The sequence below is a fragment of the Longimicrobium sp. genome (genome assembly GCA_036387335.1).
Lineage (GTDB): Bacteria > Gemmatimonadota > Gemmatimonadetes > Longimicrobiales > Longimicrobiaceae > Longimicrobium.
The window spans coordinates 1-1,679 of sequence record DASVTZ010000057.1 but is presented as its reverse complement, the minus strand read 5'-3'; the positions used below and the strand labels follow the sequence as shown (position 1 = coordinate 1,679).

At 70.7% G+C, this 1,679-nt stretch carries 2 protein-coding genes; both read right to left on the bottom strand.

Translation table 11 applies throughout. The features are described 5' to 3' along the window. Window positions 1-133 precede the first annotated feature (133 nt). Window positions 134-610, bottom strand: coding sequence for a peptidylprolyl isomerase (locus tag VF647_04830; protein HEX8451400.1), 477 nt, complete (start codon window positions 608-610; stop codon window positions 134-136). Between the two features lie 26 nt (window positions 611-636). Next, window positions 637-1,578, bottom strand: a complete 942-nt coding sequence (locus VF647_04825; GenBank protein HEX8451399.1) for an ATP-binding protein — start codon at window positions 1,576-1,578, stop codon at window positions 637-639. Window positions 1,579-1,679: the final 101 nt, after the last annotated feature.

The following is a 1,679-nucleotide window of genomic DNA, read 5'->3' as shown; positions in this document are numbered from 1 at the left end:
GCGAGCTGGCTCTCCACGCCGGTGCGGATGGCCCGGCCGGTGGGCCGGGTCACCAGGTTGCTGAAGAGCGACGTCACCGAGCGGCGCGGCGCAAAGGGGTGCGGCTGCATGCGGAGAGCCTGCGGCCCCACCCTCAAGCCTGCGCGTCGTCGGCGACGGTGACGCGCTCCATCCGGTCGCCGGCGCGGATCTGGTTCACCACGTCCATCCCCTGCGTCACCTTGCCGAACACCGTGTGCACCCCGTTCAGGTGGCGCGTGTTGGCCTCGCTCAGCACGATGAAGAACTGGCTGCCGCCCGTGTTGGCCCCTGCGTGCGCCATGGAGAGCGCGCCCAGCTCGTGCTTGCGCGGGTTCCCCACCAGCTCGTCCTTGATGGTGTAGCCCGGGCCGCCGCTCCCCACGCCGCGCTCGTTGAGGCCCTTGGGGCCCTTGGTGATGGGGTCGCCGCCCTGCACCACGAAGTCGGGGATCACGCGGTGGAAGACGATGCCGTCGTAGTAGCCGTCGCGGATCAGCTTCTCGAAGTTCTCCACCGTGCCGGGCGCGTCCTTGTCGTACAGCTCGGCGGTGAAGGTGCCCTTGTTGGTCTCAAAGGTCGCGGTCTTCATGAAATGCCTGTGTAGGAGGTGTGTTCTCAGGGACGCGCGCGCAGCCCGGGGCGCGCGCGCGGCGCATCCGGGGCCGGGCCCGCGGGGTCCTTGGCCGGCAGTACGATCAGGATCTGCGCGCCGGGAAATGGGGCCAGGTCCTTTTCCATCGGCACCCCGTCGTCCCACTCCGGCACGTCGGCGATGCGGGCGGTGCCGCTGCGGATGGCGATCTTCCCTCCCCAGCGCCCCACCTTCTTGCGGATCTGCTTGAGCCCCTGCCCACGCCCCGGGTCGCGGAAGCGGGTGACGCCGTGGATGAACGCCGCCTCGAGCGCCGTCGCGTCGCCCCAGCGCTCGCCGAAGCGGGCGGAGTGCTCGCGCTGCAGCGACCCCTGGAAGCCGATCCCCAGGTCCATCACCGCGATCACCGCGACGCGCCGCCCCACCTTGCGCCGGCTCCAATCGTACGTCTGGATGGAGACCCAGCCCGGTGCGTCCGCGTGCTCGATGATGTTCTGCGACACCTCCGAGAGGAGCATGCTGAAGCCGATGGCGTCCGCCCGCGAGTAGCCGAGCTGCTCGCTGAGGAGCGACGAGATGCGCCCCTCGTTCAGCACGTCGATGACGCCGTGGACGTCCTCGTGCGTGTCGATGACGGTGATGGGGAGGAGCACCGACGGCCCCTCGCGCCGCCCCTTGGGCACGTTGTGCAGCTCGAAGACGTGCTCGGCGGCCGTGAGGAACCCCATGCGCCCCAGGTACCCGGTGACTTCGGGCGCCGTGGGGAGGTGGAGGATCGGGCGCTGGTCCGGGGTGCCGTAGCGCTCGCCGAGGGCAAGCAGCCCCACCATCCCGTACGGATCGGCGAAGCGGACGTGGCGCGCGTCCACCAGCAGGCGCTCTTCGCCCGCGCCTTCCGCGCCTTCCACCAGGCGGTCGAAGGCGTCGGAGTCCAGCGTCGGCGGAACTTCGAGCACGCGGGTCACGGGCGGGGCTCCAGGGGGTTCGGCATGCGGGCAAGATACCACGCGCCGCGGCGGGGTGGAAGGGAGCCGGCGGGGAATGGGGAATGGGGAATGGGGAATGG

Bases quoted from the DNA above. Each gene is read 5' to 3' on its own strand.
- VF647_04830 (HEX8451400.1), bottom strand. From the start codon at position 610: ATGAAGACCGCGACCTTTGAGACCAACAAGGGCACCTTCACCGCCGAG.